The 16,892-nt window shown below is 71.3% G+C and carries 16 protein-coding genes; 10 read left to right on the top strand and 6 right to left on the bottom strand.

Annotated features, from left to right (window positions below; all coding sequences use genetic code 11):
- Window positions 1–17 precede the first annotated feature (17 nt).
- On the top strand, window positions 18–1,736 hold the full coding sequence (locus ACZ6TD_RS08650; protein ID WP_471352211.1) for a hypothetical protein: 1,719 nt from the start codon (window positions 18–20) through the stop codon (window positions 1,734–1,736).
- Window positions 1,737–1,782: 46 nt separating this feature from the next.
- On the top strand, window positions 1,783–2,334 hold the full coding sequence (locus ACZ6TD_RS08645) for a hypothetical protein (RefSeq protein ID WP_471352208.1): 552 nt from the start codon (window positions 1,783–1,785) through the stop codon (window positions 2,332–2,334).
- 148 nt (window positions 2,335–2,482) lie between these two features.
- Here the strand turns inward: ACZ6TD_RS08645 and ACZ6TD_RS08640 are convergent, their stop codons facing one another.
- From ACZ6TD_RS08640 to ACZ6TD_RS08630, 3 genes are read right to left on the bottom strand one after another with little or no spacing between them, the layout of a single operon-like run.
- Window positions 2,483–3,241 (bottom strand): SDR family NAD(P)-dependent oxidoreductase, encoded by a 759-nt coding sequence (locus tag ACZ6TD_RS08640; protein ID WP_471352205.1) that lies wholly within the window; start codon window positions 3,239–3,241, stop codon window positions 2,483–2,485.
- Between the two features lie 29 nt (window positions 3,242–3,270).
- Window positions 3,271–4,299: a phosphotransferase family protein gene (locus tag ACZ6TD_RS08635; RefSeq protein WP_471352202.1), complete on the bottom strand. Its 1,029-nt coding sequence runs from the start codon at window positions 4,297–4,299 to the stop codon at window positions 3,271–3,273.
- Window positions 4,296–5,498 (bottom strand): acyl-CoA dehydrogenase family protein, encoded by a 1,203-nt coding sequence (locus tag ACZ6TD_RS08630; protein WP_471352199.1) that lies wholly within the window; start codon window positions 5,496–5,498, stop codon window positions 4,296–4,298. Before ACZ6TD_RS08630 ends, ACZ6TD_RS08635 begins: the two co-directional genes overlap by 4 nt.
- Before the next feature lie 221 nt (window positions 5,499–5,719).
- Here ACZ6TD_RS08630 and ACZ6TD_RS08625 point away from each other — a divergent pair, with 221 nt between their 5' ends.
- Window positions 5,720–7,021: an MFS transporter gene (locus ACZ6TD_RS08625; protein WP_471352196.1), complete on the top strand. Its 1,302-nt coding sequence runs from the start codon at window positions 5,720–5,722 to the stop codon at window positions 7,019–7,021.
- A 42-nt stretch (window positions 7,022–7,063) separates the two neighbouring features.
- On the opposite strand, the gene ACZ6TD_RS08620 is transcribed toward ACZ6TD_RS08625, so the two are convergent.
- Complete coding sequence (locus ACZ6TD_RS08620) at window positions 7,064–7,813, bottom strand: glucose 1-dehydrogenase (RefSeq protein WP_471352194.1); 750 nt, start codon at window positions 7,811–7,813, stop codon at window positions 7,064–7,066.
- 99 nt (window positions 7,814–7,912) lie between these two features.
- Window positions 7,913–8,953, bottom strand: coding sequence for an NAD(P)-dependent alcohol dehydrogenase (locus ACZ6TD_RS08615; protein ID WP_471352191.1), 1,041 nt, complete (start codon window positions 8,951–8,953; stop codon window positions 7,913–7,915).
- Between the two features lie 95 nt (window positions 8,954–9,048).
- Here ACZ6TD_RS08615 and ACZ6TD_RS08610 point away from each other — a divergent pair, with 95 nt between their 5' ends.
- The gene (locus tag ACZ6TD_RS08610; protein WP_471352188.1) at window positions 9,049–9,852 is read left to right on the top strand and encodes an SDR family NAD(P)-dependent oxidoreductase; all 804 of its coding nucleotides are present in this window, start codon (window positions 9,049–9,051) and stop codon (window positions 9,850–9,852) included.
- Between the two features lie 120 nt (window positions 9,853–9,972).
- A complete protein-coding gene (locus ACZ6TD_RS08605) occupies window positions 9,973–11,118 on the top strand; it encodes an acyl-CoA dehydrogenase family protein (protein WP_471352185.1) in 1,146 nt (381 codons plus the stop codon).
- Window positions 11,119–11,232: 114 nt separating this feature from the next.
- On the opposite strand, the gene ACZ6TD_RS08600 is transcribed toward ACZ6TD_RS08605, so the two are convergent.
- Window positions 11,233–12,096, bottom strand: a complete 864-nt coding sequence (locus tag ACZ6TD_RS08600; RefSeq protein ID WP_471352181.1) for a 3-hydroxybutyryl-CoA dehydrogenase — start codon at window positions 12,094–12,096, stop codon at window positions 11,233–11,235.
- A gap of 192 nt (window positions 12,097–12,288) precedes the next feature.
- Here ACZ6TD_RS08600 and ACZ6TD_RS08595 point away from each other — a divergent pair, with 192 nt between their 5' ends.
- From ACZ6TD_RS08595 to ACZ6TD_RS08575, 5 genes are all read left to right on the top strand, one after another.
- Window positions 12,289–13,077, top strand: coding sequence for an enoyl-CoA hydratase/isomerase family protein (locus tag ACZ6TD_RS08595; protein ID WP_470010710.1), 789 nt, complete (start codon window positions 12,289–12,291; stop codon window positions 13,075–13,077).
- Between the two features lie 5 nt (window positions 13,078–13,082).
- Complete coding sequence (locus tag ACZ6TD_RS08590) at window positions 13,083–13,466, top strand: Zn-ribbon domain-containing OB-fold protein (RefSeq protein WP_471352177.1); 384 nt, start codon at window positions 13,083–13,085, stop codon at window positions 13,464–13,466.
- On the top strand, window positions 13,463–14,611 hold the full coding sequence (locus ACZ6TD_RS08585; protein WP_471352174.1) for a thiolase family protein: 1,149 nt from the start codon (window positions 13,463–13,465) through the stop codon (window positions 14,609–14,611). Before ACZ6TD_RS08590 ends, ACZ6TD_RS08585 begins: the two co-directional genes overlap by 4 nt.
- 76 nt (window positions 14,612–14,687) lie before the next feature.
- Window positions 14,688–15,890 carry an acyl-CoA dehydrogenase family protein gene (locus ACZ6TD_RS08580; RefSeq protein ID WP_471352172.1) on the top strand — a complete coding sequence of 401 codons (1,203 nt, stop codon included), beginning with the start codon at window positions 14,688–14,690 and terminating at the stop codon, window positions 15,888–15,890.
- Window positions 15,887–16,861, top strand: coding sequence for a phosphotransferase family protein (locus ACZ6TD_RS08575; protein ID WP_471352169.1), 975 nt, complete (start codon window positions 15,887–15,889; stop codon window positions 16,859–16,861). Before ACZ6TD_RS08580 ends, ACZ6TD_RS08575 begins: the two co-directional genes overlap by 4 nt.
- Window positions 16,862–16,892: the final 31 nt, after the last annotated feature.

The following is a 16,892-nucleotide window of genomic DNA, read 5'->3' as shown; positions in this document are numbered from 1 at the left end:
CCCGCGAGGAGCACACCGTGCGACGATCCAGACTCCTGATCACCCTGGCGGCCGGGCTGGCCGTCGTGACGACGGCGACCGTCCCCGCCGTTCAAGCGGACAGCACGGGCGCCATCGGCCACGCCCGTGACACCGGGCGCAAAACCGCCACGGCCGCCCCCTCCGCCACGGCCGCGAACGCCCCGGAGAGCGACTACTTCTCCACCGTGGACATCGCCCCCGGCGCCACCATCGGCGCCCCCGCGATCGGCGACAACAAGGAGCACGGCGACCTGTGGCCGTCGTGCTGGTCGAACGACGACAACGTCTACGCCGCGTACGGCGACGGCGTGGGCTTCGGCGACACCTGGCAGGACATCGGCGTGGCCCGGATCAGCGGCTCACCCGGCAACCTGGCCGGCGCCCAGCGGGCGTCGGGCGACGGCATCGGCCGGGTCTGGGGCGCTCCCCAGGACTACTACCGCAAGCCGACCGGCATGGTCTGTGTGAACGGCGACCTGTATCTCGCCGTGCAGGACCTCAAGAAGGGCACGCTGGACAACGCGCCCAGCGCGACGATCGTGAAGTCCACCGACAAGGGCGCCACCTGGACATCGGACAAGGCCAAGCCGATGTTCTCGGACCAGAAGTTCACCACGGTCATGTTCCTGGACTACGGCAAGGACAACACCAACAGCCCGGACGGATACGTCTACGCCTACGGCCTGGACTACAACTGGCGCGACACCTTCGACCCCGACCCGGACCCCACCGACCTCTATCTGGCCCGGGTGCCCGCCACGTCCATCATGGACCGCTCCACCTGGCAGTTCTACGCCGGTGACAGCGGCGGCACCCCGCAGTGGTCCTCCAGCGTCGACCAACGGGTGTCGGTCCTCCACGACGACCACCGCGTCTACCAGAACGTGGGAACCGCGGGCCGGGTCAAGGACCTCAGCGTGATCAGCCAGGGCGGTGTGGTCTACAACAAGGCGCTGAAGCGCTACATCTACACGTCCTGGACGGAGTACACCTACGAGTTCTACGAGGCGCCCACCCCCTGGGGTCCGTGGAAGCACTTCACCCCCAAGGACTTCGGCGGCTACCCCTGGACCCACACCAAGCACGGCGGCTACGCCACCACCATCCCGTCGAAGTACATCACCGCGGACGGCAAGTCGATGTGGCTCCAGTCCAACGTCTGCCCCTGCGGTGGCGGTTACCCGGCCGGCGACTTCTGGGCGTACACCTTCTCACTGCGCAAGATGTCCCTCACCCCCTCCGTCCCCACCACCCCGGACAACACCCCGGACGCCTCCCGCAACCTCGCCCGCGAACCCGGCACCGTGCCCATCGAACGCGCCACGCACTTCGGCCGCGCGATCTACAACGACGGCGACACGACCCAGAGCGAGGACGACTGGAACGACGAACGCAAGCCGACCGGCTGGTGGGGCTACACCTGGCCACGTGCGTACCGCCTCAACCAGGTGGCCTACACCACCGGCACCATGTTCGGCGACGGCGGCTGGTTCAGCGGCCCACCCAAGATCCAGGTCCGCCGCAACGGCACCTGGACCGACGTCACCGGCCAACGCGTGACACCGTCCTACCCGACCTCCTCGGCCGCCGGCACCAACAAGACCTACGTCTTCGACTTCGACACCACAACCGGTGACGGCGTCCGCGTCATCGGTGGCACCGGCGGAACACAGACCTTCACCTCCATCGCCGAACTCGCGGCCCACTACCGCTGAAAGTCTCAACAAGAGAAGTCACTTCGGCCATGGTGGTCTGTCCGTCATGGTCGTGGAGATCGGTACGGACGTCGGCGGTTCCGCGCTCTTCGCGGGTTACGCATGGACCGCGCCGAGCCACGGCGTCATGGACCAGCAGAATCCGTATGGGGACACCGCGCTCAACGTGGACAACGACCGGTTCGTCGACGAGACGCTGGGGGACCACCTCACGGCCATGGCGTTGCTGGAGCAGCCCGAAGGCCGGGGCCTCCTCATCGCCGACGCCCGGGTGTTCCGTGACTGGGTCGTCGGCAGTTACGTCGAGGGCGCGGTCGCCGTGGACAAGTTCGCCCTGGCCGGCAAGCGGGGCGGCCGGGTGGGACTCGGCGAAGACCCCGACGAACTGGCCTACCTCCCGGAGGAGTGGGGGTATCGGGGCGACGCCGTGCGCGACGCGGTCAAGCTGTTCAACGAACACGCCACGGCGGGGCTGGAGCCCGCGCCCGGCCGGAAGCTGCCCGCGTACTGCGCGGGGACGGCGAACCGCTGCCCGGACTCCTCGCGGCCGGGGCGGACACCGGTGGCCTGTGGCACCGCGCCTACGCCGGCGGCATAGCCTCGGCCCAGGTGTTCGGACTGACCGCCGCGGATACCGCCACCGCGGCCGCGTCACCCGCGACGGACTGAGCACGCGCCGGGCCGGCGCCCGGCTCGTCCGCCACGACGGGTGGTGTCCCGTCGGCGTGCCGTCCGGCCGCGTCCCGTCAGCGCGCCGTCCAGCCGCCGTCCACGTACAGCTCGGAGCCGGTCACGAAGCTCGCGTCCCGGGACGCGAGGAACGCGACGGCCCCCGCTACCTCTTCCGGACTGCCGAGCCGCCCCATGGGCGTGCCCTCGACCATCGCGGTGTGACGAGGGGTGCCCCGCCACAGTTCGCGCGAGAGCGGGGTCTCGATGAAACCGGGGTGGATCGAATTGACGCGGACGCCGCGCGTGGCCCAGTGCAGCGCGGCGTTCTTCGTCATCAGCCGGACCGCGCCCTTCGCCGCGTGGTACGAGAACTGGCTGCCGAAGCCGCCCACCGTGCCGAAGATCGACGCGATGTTGACGATCGAACCGCCGCCGGAGCGCTCGATCGCGGGTCCACCGTGCTTCATGCCGAGCCAGACACCGCCCTGGGTCACCGCGATGACCTTGTCCCATGACTCCTGGGTCTCCGTCTCCACGGTGCGCATCTCGGCGATCCCCGCGTTGTTGACGAGCACGGACAGGCCGCCCAGTGCGGAGACCACGCGCTCGACCGCGCCGCGCCACGCCTCCTCGTCGCTCACGTCCAGCGCCAGGCCCAGCGCCCGCGCTCCGTCGGCCGTCAGCTCCCGCGCCAGGTGGTCACAGCGGGTGGCATCCACGTCGGTCACCACCACCGTGGCGCCCTCGGCGGCCAGCCGTCGCGAGACGGCGGTTCCTATGCCGCCGGTCGCGCCGGTGACCAGGGCGATCTGTCCGGACAGTCGGTCTCGCACGGGCTCTCCTCCGTCTCGCGTGTCAGTGGTCACGGGAGCAGGTCCAGCCCCGAGCGCAGCAGCGCGGGCACCGCGGACCCGACCCGTTCGAATCCCGTTCCGACCGTCTGTCCCGCCGAAAAGCGGGCGTGGATGCCCTCCGCGATGACAGCGAGCTTGAAACAGCCCAGCGCCTGGTAATACGGCAGGGCACCGATGTCCCGTCCGGACTTCTCGGCGTATCGCTCGGCCAGTTCGCGGCCCGATGGAAACCCGGGGTTGGCCGTCGGCACGTGCCGCGCCCCGAGGACCGGTTCGCAGGTCCGGTCCCAGTACATGAGCAGCATCCCGAGGTCGGCGAGGGGATCGCCGAGCGTGGCCATCTCCCAGTCGACGACCGCGGCGATCCGCCCGAAGCCGCCGGGTGCCAGGATGACGTTGTCCAGGCGGTAGTCGCCGTGCACGATGGCCGGGGCGCCGCTCGCGGGCAGCGAGCGGGCCAGTGCGCCGTGCAGTTCGTCGAGGTCGGGCAGGTTCCGCGTGGCGACCTTGTCCCACTGTCCACGCCATCGCCGCACCTGGCGCTCCAGATAGCCGTCGGGCCGGCCGAAGTCGCCGAGCCCGACGGCGGCGGCGTCCACCGAGTGCAGCGTGACCAGGGCGTCCACCAGCGTGTCGGCGGCGCGCCGCGCGTCGTCGGGCGGGAGTGCGGCGGCCTCGTCGCCGTCGCGCAGCACCGCGCCCTCCACGAAGCCGACGACGCAGAACGGCGCTCCGATCACCTCCGGATCCGTACACGACAGCACGGCCCGGGCGACCGGCACCGCGGTGTCGGCGAGCGCCGCGACGACGCGGTATTCGCGGTCCATGTCGTGCGCGGTCGGTGTCAGCACCCCCAGTGGCGGTCGGCGCAGCACCCACCGGTGTGTCCCATCGGTCACCGCGTAGGTGAGATTGGAGCGCCCGCCCTGCAGGAGCGTGACCCCGAGCGGGCCCGCGCACTCGGGCACGTGGCGTTCGAAATAACGCTCCAGCGCGGCCACGTCGACTCCGGCCGGCGTCGTCCCGGAGAAGGTCACCGAGCGGCCCTCCGCTCCCGCGCCGCCCGCACCGCGCGCTTGGCGATGGCCCAGCGATGGGTCTCGGAAGGGCCGTCGTAGATACGGAACGGACGCACCTCCCGGTACAGCCGCGACAGCGGGGCGTCCCCTGAGATGCCGAGCGCACCGCAGATCTGGAGGGACCGGTCGACCACCCGGTGCACCGCCTCGGAGACGTATGTCTTGGCGATGGAGGTGTGCTGGGCGGCCGGGCGGCCCTGGTCCAGCTCCCAGCAGGCCCGCCACAGCACCGCCCGGCTGGTCTCGATGTCGATCTCGGAGTCGGCCAGCATCTGCTGCACCATGCCCAGTTCGGCCAGTGGCTTGCCGAAGGCCGAACGGTCCGCCGCGCGCTCCAGGGCGATGTCCTGCGCCCGCCGGGCCACTCCGAGCCAGCGCATGCAGTGGGTCATGCGCGCGGGCCCCAGGCGCACCTGGGCATGGGCGAAGCCCTGGTCCACCTCGCCCAGCACGGCCTCGTCCCCGACCTCGCAGCCTTCGAAGGCGACTTCGCTGTGGCCGCCGAAGAGGCCCCGGTCCAGAGTGTCGATATTCCGGACGATCTTCATGCCGGGGTTGTCGGCGGCGACGAGGAACATCGTCGCGCCGCCCGGGTCGCCGGGGCCGCCGCTGGTGCGGGCCATGCAGATGGCGAAGGCCGCCCCGTCGGCGCCGCTGATGAACCACTTGCGGCCGTCGATCCGCCAGCCGCCGTCGATCTTCGTCGCGGTCGTCGTGAGCGCACGCGGGTCGGAGCCGGCGCCCGGCGCCGGCTCGGTCATCGCGAAACACGAGCGCGTCTCACCGGCCGCCAGCGGGCGCAGATACCGTTCCTTCTGCTCCTTCGTGGCCACCACCTCGAGCAGGTGTGTATTGCCCTCGTCCGGAGCCGCGCAGTTGAGCGCGAGCGGCCCCAGCAGCGAGTACCCGGCCGCCTCGAACACCACCGCCTGCCCGCGCAGGTCCAGTCCGAGTCCGCCCCATTCGGCGTCGACATGCGGGGCGAACACCCCCGCCTCGCGGGCCGCGTCCTGAAGCCGGCGGCGCAGCGGCTCCGGCCCGGCATGGACATCGCCGTCACACGCCCGCTCCTCGGGTATCACCACTTCCCGTACGAACTCGGTGGTGCGCCGCGCGATCTCCGCGACTCTTTCCTCGATCTCGAACCCGATGGGCACGTTGCACTCCCGAACTCGGTACTGCCGACCAGTACGGCGACATGGCGCTCCGTCGTAGATGAGTAAACCGAATCGAATTCAGATCCTCAACCCGTGTCCACAGCCTTTGCCGTGCTCCCTGAGAAAACCCTGTTCAATGGCTAGCTGTACTGAGTTCAGTTCTGTACCGTCCCGGGCGTCGGCAGGGTACCGGACCGTGCCGCGGGAAAGGGAGCCGGATCATGAGCACCACACATCAGCCCGCCCCTCCGGGGGAGGAGTCGGCGTCGCACGATCCACGGATGGTGCGCCGCGCGATGCTCGCCGGGAGCATCGGCACACTGATCGAGTACTACGACTTCAGCGTCTACGGCTATCTCGCCGTGGCGATCGCTCCGCAGTTCTTCCCGGGCAACGATCCGACGGCCTCGATGCTGGCGGCGCTCGCGGTGTTCGCCACCGGCCTCGTGGTGCGGCCGATCGGCGGTGTCTTCTTCGGATGGATCGGCGACCGATGGGGGCGTCGCAAGGCGCTGGTCTCCTCGGTGCTGTGCATGGGGGTGGCCAGCAGCGTCACGGGGCTGCTGCCGACCTACGGCCAGATCGGTGTGGTCGCCGCGGTGCTCCTGTTCCTCACCCGGCTGGTACAGGGCATCTCCTCAGGTGGCGAGTCGGTCGGCGCCTATACCTACATCTACGAGTCGGCGCCGCCCCGGCGCAGGGCCTTCCTCGGCGCCGTCACCCCCATCGGATCCAACCTAGGGTTCATGTTCGCGGCCGCGACGGCCGGCGCGATCTCCGCCCTCACCACCAAGGACCAGATGGCCGACTGGGGCTGGCGGCTGCCCTTCCTGATGGCCGTGCCGCTCACCCTCCTCTGTCTGTGGGCCCGGCTGCGGATCGAGGACACCCCGGAATTCAAGGAGGCCGCACGGCGCGCCGACATCCCCACGGCTCCGATCCGAGAGGTCCTGTCCACCCACCGTCCGGCGCTGCTCCAGTCCGTCGGCCTGGCCATGGCCCAGGGCGGCGCCATCTTCCTCGGGCTGACGTACATCGGCATCTACCTGACCACCAACCTGGGATACGACACCACGCTGGTGTACTGGCTGACCGCGGGTGTCGTGCTCGTCACCGTGCTGCTCATGGTGCCGGCCGGCTGGCTCGCCGCCCGGTTCGGCTGCCGTCGCGTCCTGATGGGCGGGCTGCTGGCCTTTCTGGTGACCGCCTACCCGGCGATGATGCTCATGGGCCGGCACAGCCTGGCCCTGGCCGGGCTGGCCTATGTGCTCCTGATGCTGGGCAGTGCGTTCGTGCAGGTCCCGGCGGCCAGCTTGTGGCCGCGTCTGTTCGAGCGCCGGGTCCGCTACACCGGCATGGCGATCGGGTACAACATCGGCACCGTCCTCGCGGGCGGTACGGCCCCGTACATCGCGGCCTTCCTGGTCGACCGGACCGGGAACCTGCTGTCCCCGGCGTTCTTCGTCATGCTGGTCTGTCTGATCGGGATCGGCACCCTGTTCACCGTCCGCAAGGACGTGTAGGAGGGGGCCGTCATGGTGACCACCGGCGGCCACCGAAGGACGTCAGTCCGCTGCCGCCCGGGGGTGGCCGCCATGGCCGATGGTCTGGCCGCCGTCGACGAGGAACTCCCCGCCCGTGGTGTAGGAGGCGTCGTCGCCGGCCAGGAAGAGCACCATGCGGGTGACCTCCTCGGGCTCCCCGATGCGGGCCACCGGCTGCTGTGCGAAGAGTTCGGGTGAGGCGCTCTCACCCATGGGCGTGCGGATGACTCCAGGGTGTACGGAGTTGACGCGTACCCCGCTGCCTGCCATGTCCAGTGCGGCGGCCTTGGTCATCCCGCGCACCCCCCACTTGCTCGCCACATAGCCGATGCCACCGGCGAAACCCGTCATACCGGCGGCCGAGGAGACGTTGACGACGGCACCGCGGCCGCGCTCGCGCATACCGGGGAGGACGGTGTGCATGCCGAGGAAGGCCCCCACCAGGTTGACGTCGAGGATCCGGCGGAAGTGCTCGGGCGACTGCTCCTCCACACCGCCGAAGTGCATGATGCCCGCGTTGTTGACCAGGACGTCCACCGGGCCGAAGGTGTCCTCGACCGCGCGGACCACCGACCGCCACCGCGCCTCGTCCGTGACGTCGAGGTGGTGGTAGCGCGCGTGGGGGAGCTCATCGGCCAGGGCCTCTCCCTCCTCGGTCAGGATGTCGCAGACGGCGACCCGGGCCCCTTCCGCGGCCAGTCCCCGTACATGCGCGGCACCCATGCCCCGGGCGCCGCCGGTGACGATCGCGACCTTTCCATCGAAGCGCATGCCGACTTCCCTTCCGTATCGATGAGCCGTCCGTGAGCCATCCGTGAGCCGTCCGTGAGCCATCCATCGGCCCGGGTCCTCGGGCCACCGCGCCTGTGATCAGTCCGGTACGAGCACGGTCCGGCCGCTGGCCCCGCCCCGGCGAAGCCGGTCGATGGCCTCCGGAGCGGCGGACAGCGGGAAGCGCTCCGTCTCGACGCGGAGCGCTCCCGAACGTGCCAGCGCGACGACCCCGGCCAGTTCGTGGCGGGTGCCCCAGAAGGGCAGTGAGAGCCGGAAGCCGGCGGGGAGGACACCCGGCTTGGACACCGTCAGGCTGCCGCCTCCGCTTCCGACGACGGCGAGCTCGCCACCGGGGCGCAGGACGCTGATCGCGAGTTCCAGCGTCTGCGCGGTGCCGACGAAGTCGAGCACGGCGTCAGCTCCCACGTCGCCGCTTCGCGCCCGCAGCGCGCGGGCGGTGTCCGGCCGCATCAGGGTGCCGAAATCCGCGCCGGAGCGGTCCGCGAGGGCCAGGGCGTCCTCCCGGACATCGACCGCCAGCACACGGCTCGCGGTGGTGGCGCGGAGGATCTGGACGGCCAGGTGGCCGAGCCCGCCGACTCCGATGACGACGGCGGTGGTGCCCTCGCCGAGTGCGGTCCTGAGCCCGGCCACGGCGTGGTAGGAGGTCAGGCCCGCGTCGGAGAGCGGGGCGGCCTGGTCGGCGGGCAGGTCGCCGATCGGCACCAGATGGCGGGCGGAGGCGACGAGCAGATACTCGGCCATTCCGCCGTCCCGGCCCAGTCCCGCCCCGTGCCAGGCGAGGGTGTCCCGCCGGTCGCAGTAGTTGTCGGAGCCCGCGGCGCAACGTGCGCAGGAGCCACAGCCCCACGGCCCGTAGACCACCACGCGCTCGCCGATCGCCACCCCGTCGGCGCCGGGTCCCAGGGCGGTGACCCGCCCCGCGACCTCATGGCCGAGGGTGAACGGGAGCCGGTAGGGAAGCGCCCCCGGAGCACAGTCGATCACATGCAGGTCGGAACGGCACAGCCCGGCCGCCTCGACGCGCACCAGTACCTCGGCGCCGTGGGGGACCGGCCGCTCGACCTCGGCCGGTGCCGGAGCCTCTCCCCAGGCCGTCAGTCGCAGTGCCCTCATTCTCACCGTCCTGGGTCTTGTCAGCACCGTGGCAGCCACGGTAACAGAGGTGAAGTCGGTTCAATAGATGGTCCGGGCAAGGGAAGGGAGTCGGCGTGAGGCGCGAAGACGTCCGCACAGGGAGGTTCGCCGGCCGGGTCGCGATGGTGACGGGAGCCGCCTCCGGCATCGGCGCGGCGGTCGCCCGGCAGCTGGCCGCGGAAGGGGCTCGGGCCGTCGTCCTGGCCGACGTGAACGGCGAGGGCGCCGCGGCGGTCGCCGAGGAGCTGCCCGCCGCCATGGGGATCGCACTCGACGTGACGGACGCGGCGGGCGTCGACGCCGCCTTCCAGGACGTACCGCGCCGGCACGGGCGGCTCGACGTCGTGGTGCACGCGGCGGGGGTCGACGATCCGGAGGCGAAGCGGCGCATCGCGGAAGCGACGGTCGAAGGGCGGCCGGTCGAGCTGACCGACACCCTCGACGACGCCTCCTGGCGGCGGGTCCTGAGTGTGAACCTGGACGGAACCTTCCATGTGCTGCGCGCCGCGGTGCGGGTCATGCGGCCCACCGGGGCCGGGGCGGTCGCGGTGATCGGATCGTCGTCGGCCTTCGACGCGCCCGTCGGCTATCCCCATTACGCGGCCTCCAAGGCGGGTGCGCACGCGCTGGCCCAGGCCGTGGCCAAGGAGGTCATCGCGTCCGGGATCCGTGTCAACGTGGTGGCGCCGGGGCCGACGGAGACGGGGATGGCGGCCCGCACCCCGGCGGCGCTGCGGGCGGGCTTCGCCGACCCGCGGGTGCGTCCGTACGCGACGCCCGAGGAGATATCCGAGATCGCCCTCTTTCTCGTGAGCGATGCCGCGGCGAACCTGGTCGGCGCGGTGCTGCTCGCCAACGGCGGCCGGTTCACCGCCTGAGCGGGTGTCCGGAGCGGCCCGTGGTGCGGGTCTTGCCTGCCCGGAGTTCGATGCCTACCGTCTTGAATTGAGTTCAGTTCTTATATTCTTCGCCCGTCGTACGAGCACGATGGAGATCCCATGCAGCGTCGCCGCCCCGAGATCGACCCCCAACTGCTGTCCGAAACGGATGAACAGCGACAGCTGCGCACCGTCCTGCGGGACCTCTACGCCGAGGCGAGTGGCGTCGAGGACGTGCGCAAACACCTGGCCACCCCGCGCGGATACGACGAGGCGCTCTGGGCGCGGCTCGCGGGCGAGATCGGGGTCCATGGACTGGCCGTTCCGGAGGAGTACGGAGGGTCGGGCTTCACCTTCGCCGAACTGGCCGTGGCCCTGGAGGAATCCGGGCGCGCCCTGTACTGCGCGCCGCTGCTGCCCACGGTGGTCCTGGCCGCCCACGCCCTGCTGTTCAGCGGTGACCGTACGGCGTGCGAGCGCTATCTGCCCCGGATCGCCGACGGCACGCTCACCGCCACCGTGGCCGGGTTCGGCCCCGACGAGCCCGGCGTCGCCGCGGAACGAGGGGGTGACGGCTGGGTGCTGCGCGGGCGGGCGGACTTCGTGCTCGACGGGGCCGGGGCGGATCTGATCCTGGTACGGGCCGGAACACCCGCCGGACCTCGGCTCTTCGCCTGTGAGCCCGCCCCCGGTACCTCCCTGCGGACTCCGCGCCGCGTCCTGGACGAGACGCGGCGCCAGGCACTGGTGGAGTTCCGGGGCGCCCCGGCCGCCGCCGTGGGTACGGCGGAGGAGGCCGAGAGCACGGTTTCGGCGACGCTGGACACCGGACGGGCCGCACTGGCGGCCGAACAGGTCGGCGGCGGCGGCCACGCGCTGGACGCCACGGTCGGATTCGTGGCGCAGCGCCACCAGTTCGGCCGCCCCATCGGATCCTTCCAGGCCATCAAGCACCGGCTGGCCGATGTGCTGGTGGCGCTGGAGGCGGCGCGCTCGGCGTCCGCGTACGCGACCGCCTGCGCCGCCGTCGCCTCGCCGCACCTGCCGGTGGCCGCCTGCGCCGCCGCCGTGGTCTGCTCCGAGACCTTCCGCCTGGCGACGGCCGAGTACGTCCAACTGCACGGCGGCATCGGCTTCACCTGGGAGCACCCGGCCCATCTGTATGTGCGCCGGGCAAGCGGTGCCGAGGTGCTGTTCGGCACGGCGGACCGGCACCGGGCCCGGCTCGCCGAACTCGTCGGCCTCGCCGCCCACGCCGCTGTCTGAACGGACACCGGGTCCGGCACGGCGGCCGACCCGCCGTGCCGGGCCACGGGCGAGCCGCCCAGTAGCCCGGCCCGGGGCCGGCGGCGAGGCCGCGGTGGCCGCCGCCGCGAGGGATCACGCGTCGTACACGTAGAACCCCCGGCCGCTCTTGCGGCCCAGATGACCCGCGGCGACCATGCGCTGCAGCAGCGGGGGAGCGGCGTACAGCGGTTCCTTGAACTCCTCGTACATCGACTCGGCGACGGCCTTGGCCGTGTCCAGGCCGATCAGGTCGAGCAGCCGCAGCGGACCCATCGGGTGGGCGCAGCCGAGTTCCATGCCGCTGTCGATGTCCTCGGCGCGCGCCGTTCCGGACTCGACCATGCGGACCGCGGAGAGCAGGTACGGCACCAGCAGGGCGTTGACCACGAAGCCCGATCGGTCGGGCGCCTGGATGACGGTCCTGCCCAGCTGTTCGGCGGCGAAGTCGCGGGCGCGGGTCAGGGTCTCGGCGCCGGTGGTGAGGGCGGGGATCACCTCGACCAGCTGCTGCACCGGTACGGGGTTGAAGAAGTGCAGCCCCACGACATGGGAGGCCCGGCCGGTGACCACGGCGAGGTCGACGACGGGGATCGAGGACGTGTTGGTGGCAAGGATGGCCTCCGGATCGCTGACCACCTTGTCCAGCTGACGGAAGACCTCCAGCTTCACCTCCCGGCTCTCGGCGACGGCCTCGATGACGAACTGCCGGTCGGCCAGCTCGCTCAGGTCGTGGGTGAAGGTGAGCCGGGCCAGGGCCTGGCCGCGGTCGGCCTCGGTGAGTTTGCCGCGCCGCAGCCCGCGGTCGAGGGACGCGGTGACGCGGTCGCGGCCGGCGGCGGCCAGCTCGGGGGTCGATTCGGCGACGGTCACATCGAGACCGCGCAGGGCGGCGACCTCGGCGATGCCGGAGCCCATGAGGCCGCAGCCGACGATGCCGAGACGGGAAATGCCGGGCATGAGGGTCCTTCCGTGGGGATCGGGACGGCAGAGGAGCCGGCGCGAAGTGCGCGGTCATCTTGAACCGAAGTAGGTATGCTCATCAAGAGCAGGACTGAATCAGATTCGATTGGCTCGGCCAGGGGGTTGACAGGGGCAGCATCGGGCTTCCAAAGTTGTAGTGAATTCAGTTCAGTTTCGAAGGGGCGAGGGATGGCAGTGGAAGACGAGATCCAGTTCGAGCGCGACGGTCACGTCGCCCGGGTGTGGCTCAACCGTCCGTGGAAGAAGAACTGCGTCACCGTGCCGATCCTGGACCGGCTCGACGAGATCATCACCGAGGTGGACGAGGACCCCGACCTCCGGGTCCTGGTGGTGCGCGGCCGTGGCGGCACCTTCTGCTCGGGCTTCGACCTCGACAGCCTGAAGGCCGACTACGTGGGCAAGTCGAACGCGATCGACGTCGCGGTGAAGTCGGCGAAGGTGTGCGATCGGCTGTACTCGATGAAGACCCCCTCGGTCGCGGTCCTGGAAGGCCATGTCACCGCCGGCGGCTTCGAGATCATGATCTCCTGCGACTTCGCCATCTCCGCCGACGACGCGAAGATCGGCGACTTCCACATCCGCCGTGCGCTCTTCGGCGGGGCCGGTCCGATCTACCGGGTGCCGCGCATGATCGGCATCCGTAAGACCAAGGAGTTGATGCTCACCGGCAAGCTGCTCTCCGGCGTCGAGGCCGCCGAGTTCGGGCTGATCAACAAGTCCGCTCCGGCCGACGAGCTGGACGCCACGGTCGAGGAATTCATCAGTCACCTCACCGACAAGAGCCCCTTCACCATGTGGCTCACGAAGATGACGATCGACCGCAGCCTGGACGCCGACACCCAGTCGCTGATGGTGATGGAGCACCTCGCCGTGGGCGTGGCGCTCAACTCCGAGGACGCGAACGAGGGCGTGTCCGCCTTCCTGGAGAAGCGCGAACCCAAGTGGCAGGGGCGCTGATCCGGATGACCACGGATCCGCGGAGCCAGGCCGCCCCCGGGCTCCAGGGCGCACGCTGCTCCGGCTGCTCGGTGACGGTCTACCCCGCGGACGACGCCTGCCCGCGCTGCGGAGGGCCGGCCGCTCCGGTGGCCCTCCCGGGCACCGGCACGTTGTGGACCTGGACGGTGCAGCGGTACGCCCCCAAGTCGCCGCCGTACCAGCCCCCGCCCGGAGGCTTCGTGCCGTTCGCCCTCGGTTACGTCGAGCTGGCGGAGGACGTGCGGGTGGCCGCCGTCCTCGACGTCGACGACCTCGACGAGGTCCGCATCGGCATGCCGCTCTCCGTGACCGCGGGTCCCGGGGTGCCCCGGGCCAGGCCCATGACCTCGGGTGAGGAGGACTCATGAGCAGTACCGATGTCCTGATCTGCGGCGCGGGGCGCACCCCGTTCGGCCGTTCGGAGGCGACCGGCCGGCAGCTGGCCGTCGCGGCCGTGAACGCCGCGCTGACGGACGCCGGAATCGAGTGGTCGCGGGTGCGGGCCGCGTTCGGCGGCAGCGACAGCGCGGGGCTCGCGGACACGCTGGTGGCCCAACTCGGCCTCACCGGACTGCCGTTCGTCAATGTCAAGAACGGCTGTGCCACCGGTGGCAGCGCGCTGGTCTCCGCCGTGAACGCGATCCGCTCCGGCATGGCGGACGTCGTCCTCGCCGTCGGCTTCGACAAACACCCGCGCGGCGCCTTCGACCCGAGGCCCGAGGACTGGGGCCTGGGAGCGGAGTACGGCAGCGACGGGCTGATGGTGACCACCCAGTTCTTCGGCATGAAGATCCAGCGCTATATGCACGACCACGGGATCACCCCGCGGACCCTCGCCCTGGTCGCCGAGAAGGCGTATCGCAATGGCGGCCTGACCCCCGAGGCATGGCGGCGCGAACCGCTGTCCGCCGAGGAGATCCTGGAGTCCGGCATGGTCAGCGATCCGCTGACCCGCTATATGTTCTGCTCGCCGGGAGCGGGCGCGGCGGCGCTGGTCCTCTGCTCGCCCGAGGCCGCCCGCGCGATGGACGGCACGCCGGTCACCCTGCGCTCGGCGGTCGTACGCACCCGGCGCTTCGGCTCGTTCGAGGTGTTCAGCCCGTGGATTCCCGGGGGCGAACTGACCAGCGTCAGCCGCGATGTCTCGGCCGCCGCCTTCGAGGAGGCGGGACTCGGCCCCGGCGATGTCGACGTCTGTCAGCTGCAGGACACCGAGAGCGGTGCCGAGGTCATGCACCTGGCCGAGTGCGGGTTCTGCGAGGACGGCGAGCAGGAGCGGCTGGTCGCCTCCGGTGCCACCGGGATCGGCGGAACGCTGCCGGTCAACACCGACGGCGGCTGCATCGCCAATGGCGAACCCATCGGCGCCTCGGGGCTGCGCCAGGTCTACGAAGTCGTCCAGCAGTTGCGCGGACGGGCCGGAGACCGGCAGGTCCCGGACCGTCCCAGGATCGGCTTCACCCATGTGTACGGCGCCCCCGGCGTGAGCGCCTGCACGGTCCTGTCCCGTTGAAACGTCCTGCTGGAAGTCCGTCGAAACGGCCGGCGGAACGGCCCGCCGATCGGAGGTGTCGGAGGTGGAGGAAGAGATGAGCGGCGTCCCGGAACCCGAGGAGTTCCGCGACCGGGCCCGGCGGTGGCTCGCCGGAGTCGCCCGGCCCCGCGCCGCCGACGGGGAGTGGGGCAGCGGCTCCGACTCCGTCGCCGTGTTCGACAACTGGACCGAGGAGCAGGAGCGCGAGCACACCGCCCGCGTCCAGGAGTGGGAACGCACCCGCTACGACCAGGGCTGGTCCGCGTTCAACTGGCCGCAGGAGTACGGAGGACGGGGGCTGCCCGCGTACTACGAGCAGCTCTACCGCGCCGAAGAGGCGGCCTTCGACGTACCCCACCGCCCCGAGATCTTCCCCGTGACACAGGCGCTCGTCGCCCCCGCGATCGGCCTGTGGGGCACCGAGGAGCAGAAGCGGCGCTGGCTCGTGCCCCTGCTGCGCACCGACGAACTGGCCTGCCAGCTGTTCTCGGAGACCGAGGCGGGCTCCGACCTCGCCGCGGTGCGCACCAAGGCCGTGCGTGACGGCGACGGTTGGGTGCTCACCGGGCACAAGGTGTGGACCTCCGGTGCCCGCGTCGCCACCTGGGGCGTCGCGGTGTGCCGCACCGATCCGGACGTCCGCAAGCACGCCGGTATCACCGTCTTCCTGGTGCGCATGGACGCGCCGGGCGTGACCGTACGGCCCATCCGGCAGATGACCGGTGGCACCAGCTTCAACGAGGTCTACCTCGACGGTGTGCGGGTGCCCGACACCGACCGGCTCGGGCCGGTCGGCGAGGGCTGGCGGGTCACGCTCAGCGTGCTGGCCGCCGAACGGCTCGACTCCGGCGGCCTCGGCCTGGACAACGCTGACCGGGCGCTGGACCTGGCCGGGCATCTGTCGCGCCCCCTCACCGGCGCCGAGCGGCAGCGCGCCGCCGACCTCCACATCCGCACCCTCGTCCAGCGGCTCATGGGACTGCGGGTGACCGCCGCGCTCGTCGCCGGGCGCGAGCCCGGCGCGGAGGCGTCGGTCGGCAAGCTGTACGCCACCGAGACCATGCGGCGCACCAGCGACCTGGTGTCCGAGCTGCTGGGGCCGAGCCTGGTGGCGGACACGGGGGAGTGGGGCACGTACGCCTGGACGGAGCACCTGCTGGGCGCGCCCGGCTACAGCATCGCGGGCGGTACCGACGAGATCCAGCGCACCATCCTCGCCGAACGCGTCCTCGGCCTGCCCAAGGAGCCCGTCCGATGAGCATGGCCACCGAGGTGCCGGAGCTGGCCGCCCGGGTCCGCGACCGGCTCGCCCGCCACCACCCGGGCGCGGCCATCGGCGAGTTGGCGGTGCTGCCGGGCGGCCACTCGGGGCTGACGTACGAGGTCGCTGCGGGTGACGCCCGGTACGTCGTCAAGGCCGTGCCGCCGGGGCAGCGGCCCGTCGGGCGCAACGACGTCCTGCGCCAGGCACGGGTGCTGGGCGCGCTGGCCGGGTCCGCGGTGCCGGTACCGGGCGTGGTGGCCGTCGACGAGGCGCAACCCGCGTGGTTCGCCATGGACTTCGCGGCCGGTGAGGCCGTCGAGCCGGTACTGGACGACCACGACGTGCCCGCCGCGACCGCCCGCGCCCGGATGCTGGACATCGCGTCCGTACTACGACGTCTGCACGGCACCGATGTGCACACACCCGGGCTCGACGCGCCCGCACCGCTCGACCCCTCCGGCGAGCTGGAGCGATGGAGCCGCACCCTGCGTGCCGTTCCCCCCGGACTGCGGCCCGGCGGGGAGGAGTTGCTGGTACGTCTCGCCGATGGCGTACCAAGCGGCCTCCCGCCGGTGCTGCTGCACGGGGACTTCCGGCTCGGCAATGTGCTGTGCGCGGACGAGCGGGCGGTGGCCGTCGTCGACTGGGAGATCTGGAGCGTCGGCGATCCCCGCATCGACCTGGGCTGGTTCCTGCTCTTCGCCGACCACCGCAACTTCCCCCAACTGGGACACGCCGTGCCCGGCCTGCCCGGCGAGGCGGAACTGCTGGACGCCTACGGCGACGGTGGCCCCGCGCTGCCCGCGATGGACTGGTTCCGGGCGCTCGGCCGCATGAAGATGGCCGCGATCATGGGCCACAACCTGCGGCGCCACCGCGAGGGCAAACACCACGACCCGGACCAGGAACGTCTGCCGCCCACCATCGCCGCGATGATCCGCACCGCACGCGACATCCTCGGCTGACCCGGCAGCGGTACGCCCCCACCGAACAGGA

It is taken from the genome of Streptomyces yongxingensis, from assembly GCF_055597465.1.
The sequence above is the reverse complement of the archived record's forward strand: the minus strand, read 5'-3'. Positions and strand labels throughout refer to the sequence as shown.